The following is a 6,247-nucleotide window of genomic DNA, read 5'->3' on the forward strand; positions in this document are numbered from 1 at the left end:
AGAGCAATTTAATGTCTAAGGCTAAATGAGCGCTCTGATGAACAAAACTTTTACTTACTCTCTAGCTGCCACTGCAATTTTTATGAGCTTAAATGCATTCGCAAGTGGCCTGCTTTTGCAAGAAGCTGTCGTTGCCAACGCTGGTACTACTGGCGCTGGTGATGGTGTTTACACTCGATCTGCAGCGGCGATGTGGACAAACCCTGCCACTATGTCTCACATGGGCGAAAGCAAAACGACCATCAACACCATGGCATTCGATCTTGAAATGAAGTATCAAGATAACGGTGGTAATCCAGATGGTAAAGCTCATTCCGTAATGCCGTCATTTGGTGCCTTCCACGCTCATCAAGTCACAGACAAATTACACCTTGGTATCGCGCTTGGCGCTGTTGGCGGCTCTAGCCTTGATTACGGCAGTGATTGGGCGGGTGCTGCACTTCTAGAAGATATCACTCTTACTGCAATGCAAGTGAACCCATCACTGAGTTATAAGCTGAATGACCAATGGTCAGTAGGCGCGGGTGTGCAATTCAGTTGGGCTGCATTCAAACAAACAACGTCAATGCTTACTGCGAAGCAAGATACTGACTGGGCATACGGCTATAACCTTGGCGTAATGTACACACCGACAGATAAACTTAAGCTGGGCGCAAGTTACCGTTCTAAGCTAGAGCATAAGTTTAACAATGATGTAAATGGCGTTATTAACCAAGGCGTATTGAATTCATTATCAACTGATATTGCTTTACCTGAAATCATCGATGTCAGTGCGAGCTATGCTTTGAACTCTCAACTTGACCTGCTTGCTAGTATTCAGTTCCATCGTTGGAGTGAATGGGATACAACCGTTCTTGATTTTGGAATAGCAGGAAGTCCAATTAATGGTGTTCCGATTGAGCGTGACTGGGATGACGTTTGGAAATTTGCGGTAGGTGCGGATTATCAATTGAATTCAGACTGGCGTTTGAAAGCTGGCTTCTCTTACGAAACTTCTCCGCAAGACGATCCGTCAATGCAATGGGTTGACCTTCCTGTGGGTGAACAGTACCGCTACTCAGTTGGCGCATCTACCTACTGGGACGACATCTTAATTGATGTGTTCTATGAATACGCTGATTTGGGTTCAGTTGAGATGGATCGATATGGTCGATTTGGTCAAGTTAATCTGTTGAATGGTTCGTTCGATGGCCGTATCCACTTTGTTGGTGTTAGCGCGACCTTCTAATGACATTACGTAATCTACTAATCATTACTTTAGTGTCTTTATTTTCAACGGGTGCTTTTGCTGAAGATAAGCACCCTGATGATCCGACTAAAATCGTAACCAAAGCTGGCGTTGCTTATAACGAAGAACTGCAGTTCTCTGGGTCTATTGGGCTTGATGAAGCACGAATGATCAATGCTCGTGTTAACGCAGATGGCGAAGAATGGCGAATAGGCGGCTCATGGCTGTTGCCTATGGGTATTGTTAACTTCAACTTTAGCCGTTCTGAATATGACAACGATGCTTATAAGAACAACTACAGTATTGGCACATTTATACCACTGAGCTATTTCGATATTGAGCCGTTCGGTTGGCAAATCTTCCCTATGGCTGGTTACAGCTATAATGACGGCGAAGTAGCGGTTTTCGATGATGATAATGTTGGTTCTGACTATGTATTGATGTCGAGCTCAACACACGGTGGCTACATTGGTGCGTTTGGTTTAAAAACGATTACTGATGAATGGTCTATCATGGGCTTCGGTGGCGGTTCAATGGGGTCTGATGATTATTCAGGGTATTGGGCAGGCGTCGGTGCTAGCTACAAGTTGAGTGACGCTCAATCATTCAACTTCTTCACTATTTTTGCTGAGGACGATTTCGGTGAAAATAACAGTGTTGGCGCGTCTTACACCTATGAGTTCAAATAACTGTTAGCAGGCAGAAATTCGCAGGTGGACACCTCTCGTAAGAACCATTGACTTAGTCCAGATTAAATTGAACAAAGTCGCTTATTAAAACTTAGCGACTTTCTTTTGTTACCATTTCTCCAATCTTTTTTATCTCTTTTTGATGCTTTCTATATCTTTCTCACATGAGAGTGGCGCTCTCTTAATCTAGATTAAGTTTTCCCTAGTTTATTCTCTGTAGTATCCGCACTGAATCAGTGCCCATGCTTGATGGGTAACTCGCGTAACACGATTTTGAGAGGAAGACACTTGAGCACTTTGTTTACAGAAACCCACATTGGCAAGATGACACTAAAGAACCGCTTAATGAGAAGTGCAACGTGGGAAAATATGGCCACCGAAGATGGCCATATGACAGACAAGCTTTACGCTATCTATGAAGAGTTGGCTCAAGGTGAAGTCGGCCTGATCGTGACGGGTTACGCGAACATCGTTGAAGAAGAAAAGCCGAATGCGGGCATGATGGGGATGTATAACGACTCATTCATCGAAGAGTACCAGAAGCTGACTCAACTGGTGCACGACAACGACTCTAAAATCGTGATGCAATTGGCTTATGGTGGCACCAAAACCACGCATGATCTTGGTGATCGAGTGATCTACGCACCAAGTGAGGTTCCAGAAAAAGGAACTCAAACTCTAGGCAAAGCGATGACCAAAGACGAGATCGACTACATTGTTGATGCGTTTGCTCAAGCGTCTTTGAGAGCACAGAAGTCAGGCTTTGATGGCGTTGAAATTCATGCCGCTCACACTTACCTGATTAACCAATTTCTAAGCCCTTATTACAACCAACGTGAAGATGAATACGGCGGTAGCTTAGAAAACCGCATGAGATTTTTGTTAGAGATCTATACCGCGACACGTAAGCTGGTGGGTGATGATTTCCCTATCTTAGTTAAACTCACTGCATCGGAGTTTTTTGAAGGTGGTGTCACCTTCGATGAAACACGTATTGTGTGTAAAAAGCTTGAACAAGTGGGTGTGGATGGCATTGTCGTGTCAGGCAATATTCATGGCAAAGCAGACACTATGATTGGCGAGTCGCACGATGGTTTTACCATTCAAGCTGAAGGCTACTTCCATGAGTATGGTCACGCGATTAGCCAAGACGTTAATATCCCAGTGATCACGGTTGGTGGTCTAACGGATTTTGATGCTATCGAAGCGATTGCAAACAACACGGGCATTGAGTACTTCGCGCTTTCAAGACCGCTGCTTTCTGAACCCCATTTAGTGAAGCGTTGGAAGGAAGGGGATAGAAGCCCTGTTGAATGCGAACGATGCTCTAAGTGTCGTACTAAGCGCGGTAACTTCTGCGTGGTGAATAAAGACAGAAAAGTACAGCTTGCACGCATGTAGTCGCTGAGCCCAGCTCCAAGCGTGAGCCGAAATTTATAGCCGAGTCTAAGTTTGAGCCTGTGTAATCGCGCAGGCTCTTGTTCATGCCGTATTCTACGAAACGATATTTGAAACCTTATTAATCACATCTTCCTGTCAAATTGGCGCGACTAAACAGTTACACTACGCCTGTAAATTATCCAACCAAGTTATCGATAAAAACTGAGCAAACTTTGAAACTACTTCCTCTTCTTAAGCAACCTCGAATCCACTGACGCCTCTTTAGTTTTAGCGACATTGCTATGATTTAAGCGTGATACTCACTATTCATCCCAGTGAACCCTGTGTTTATAGGGCGTTAGTTTGTGCACCTTGGATTTGCATCGTCGAACTAACGAATAAAACTAAATAGATCATTCAGAGGTAAAAATGCAAAAGAAGCATTGGTCCAAATTCGAGTTGCTGCATGAAGTCGTAACCAACCTCAATATTCATGTAAAAGGTCAACACAGTTATTACAGCGATTGCTGGGATAATGGTTTTGAACAATCGGTAGTGCGTTATTTACACGGCGACGAAGTCAGCCGCCAGTGGGAGCCTCGATGGGAAATCGACGAACTCTATATCGGTGATTATGTCTGTATTGGCGCAGAGGTCGTGATTTTAATGGGTGGCAACCATACACACAGAGTTGATTGGTTTTCACTGTATCCATTTATGGATGTCATCGACGACGCCTACATTGGCAAAGGCGATACTCACATTGAAGATGGGGTGTGGTTAGGTATGCGAGCGATGGTGATGCCCGGTGTGACGATTGGCGAAGGCGCTGTAGTTGCAGCGAATAGTGTGGTGACTAAAGACGTCGCTCCCTACAGTATTGTCGGTGGCTCCCCAGCTAAAGTCGTTAAACACCGCTTTGATGAGTCCGTTATTGACGAACTCATGTCATTCAAAATATACGAGTGGCCCTCAGATAAATTTGAAGCGCTGAAACCGTATTTATGTAACTCAGACTTTTCAAAGTTAAAGCAGGCGATAACGGATTACGACAATTGTTTGTAAGGAGCGCTTGTAACGAGCATTTGTAAGGAGCGTTTTTAAGGTACAGGTATAGCCACAGATTTGTATAGAAAGATCTGTGTCATATTTATATTGAAAAACACGTTAAATCAGTCCGTTACCTTGCAATACTCAATATGGTGTACCAATCTTATTTCATAAGCATGGATAAGGATTGTGTATGCCCGCAAGTTCAATGAAAAACAAAGGGGTGGTGGGGAAAGTCCTACTGCCTTCTTTACTCATAAATCTTCTCTCTCTCGCCGTTCCGTTAACGGTTTTACAAATTTACGATCGTATTTTACCTAACCAAAGTTACGGTACTGCCACTTTGTTGTTGGCGGGTGCAGCGTTGGCTGTTGCCATGGAAGCATTGATCCGGTTTGTGCGTACTTGGCTTTTGTCAGCCGCGGCCAGCAATACCGAGAAAGCGACCTATCAAACCTTGGTTGAAAGAGTAACAACGGCTTCATCAGGCCATCTTCGCCACATTGGTGTTGGCGGCGTGGAAGAGGGGCTGGGCTCAGTATCAAAAGTCAAAGATTGGTATTCCGGTGGTGTGATTGCAGGCTTTATTGATTTGCCTTTTGCCTTGATCTTCTTGGGTTTGGTGGCTTACATCGGCGGTGAGCTGGTGGCGATACCTTTGGCAGTTTGGCTGATTACTCTCGGAATTGTTTGGTTATCTTCTATTCGCGTTAAAAGCTTAAGTGAAGAAGCTTCCCAAGATGAGCAGGAGCGAAAAGCGTTTTTGATTTTGTTAAGCCAAACCATTCAGGGAATCAAACGCCAGGCTGTTGAGTCTCGAATCTTCAATCAGTTTAAATCCCTCAATAATGTTCGCTCTCAGTCTAAAGCGAGAGAAGAAGAACAGAACGCCTTCGCCCAAGAATGTATTCAGCTTGCTGCATTAGCCACGTCAGTTTTACTCGTGATCACTGGCAGCTTATGGGTGTTGGATGGTCAGTTAACTACTGGTGGCTTGGCGGCATGTTCTATCTTATCTGGCAGAGCGGTTGCGCCTTTGAGTGCTCTGGTTGGGGTTAGAATCAAGCTTAATTCAATACATAGTGCCAATCAGGCAATAGAAAAATTGAGTGACTTATCATTATCGCAATCTTCAGATTCTGAGCAAGTTGAGAATCACTTATCTGACTTTGAGACTTTGGAAATTAAGCAAGCGACCGTTGAAAGATACGGTGAACTCTCTCATGCAGATGTCACCTTGAATAAAGGTGAGTTGATATTGTTAGAGAGTGAGGATCGCCACACTAACAGTCATTTATTGTCGTCGATTGCAGGTATTGATGATCTAAAAGCGGGGGAGTGCTTCATTAACGGAGCTGCCGTTTCAATCGCATCCGTAACAAATATTGCGGCCTACTGTGGCGTTAAAGGGCAGTTGGTGTCGGGTACTATTCTCGACAACTTGTGCGGGTTTGACCCTGAGAAAACGCAAAGCGCCAGTGACTATGCAAAGCGTTTGGGTTTAACCAAAGAGATTACTCGATTACCCGATGGACTAGAGACACAAATTGGCCATACGAGTGCTTCTTTGTTGAGTATGGGTAACGTGAAAATGCTCAATATCGCGGCTCAATTGGCAAGTGATAAACCCATAATCATGTTGGAAAGGCCGGATTCTTCACTTGATTTAGACGCCCTTGGGAATCTAGCTAAGGTCTTGGAAGAAGAAGTGACGGCAGGACGCACGATACTGATGGTGAGCTACCATTCGAAGCTTCGCGAATTGGCTAATCGAATCATTACAGTGGAAAGTCGAGCTATTACGGTCGACAGCGAGAGTAATCAGGAGGCCGTCGTATGAATCGTTTAGATATTGGTAACCCTTCAGGTACGAACAACCGCAGGGCGCGAGCACACTTTG

The 6,247-nt window shown here is 44.5% G+C and carries 5 protein-coding genes; all 5 read left to right on the top strand.

Features of this window, described 5'->3' with window-relative positions; genetic code table 11:
* Nucleotides 1–37: 37 nt before the first annotated feature.
* Entirely contained in the window at nucleotides 38–1,228 is a 1,191-nt protein-coding gene (locus tag AB4263_RS17060) for an OmpP1/FadL family transporter (RefSeq protein ID WP_372098589.1), read from the top strand.
* Nucleotides 1,228–1,917 carry a hypothetical protein gene (locus tag AB4263_RS17065; protein WP_372098590.1) on the top strand — a complete coding sequence of 230 codons (690 nt, stop codon included), beginning with the start codon at nucleotides 1,228–1,230 and terminating at the stop codon, nucleotides 1,915–1,917. The genes AB4263_RS17060 and AB4263_RS17065 overlap by 1 nt, the downstream gene beginning before the upstream one ends.
* Before the next feature lie 288 nt (nucleotides 1,918–2,205).
* A complete protein-coding gene (locus AB4263_RS17070) occupies nucleotides 2,206–3,318 on the top strand; it encodes an NADH:flavin oxidoreductase (protein WP_372098591.1) in 1,113 nt (370 codons plus the stop codon).
* Between the two features lie 408 nt (nucleotides 3,319–3,726).
* A complete protein-coding gene (locus AB4263_RS17075) occupies nucleotides 3,727–4,362 on the top strand; it encodes a CatB-related O-acetyltransferase (protein ID WP_372098592.1) in 636 nt (211 codons plus the stop codon).
* Between the two features lie 178 nt (nucleotides 4,363–4,540).
* A complete protein-coding gene (locus AB4263_RS17080; RefSeq protein ID WP_372098593.1) occupies nucleotides 4,541–6,187 on the top strand; it encodes an ABC transporter transmembrane domain-containing protein in 1,647 nt (548 codons plus the stop codon).
* The last annotated feature ends 60 nt before the right edge of the window (nucleotides 6,188–6,247 follow it).

Source organism: Vibrio sp. 10N.261.55.C5 (assembly GCF_041470505.1).
GTDB lineage: Bacteria > Pseudomonadota > Gammaproteobacteria > Enterobacterales > Vibrionaceae > Vibrio > Vibrio crassostreae_C.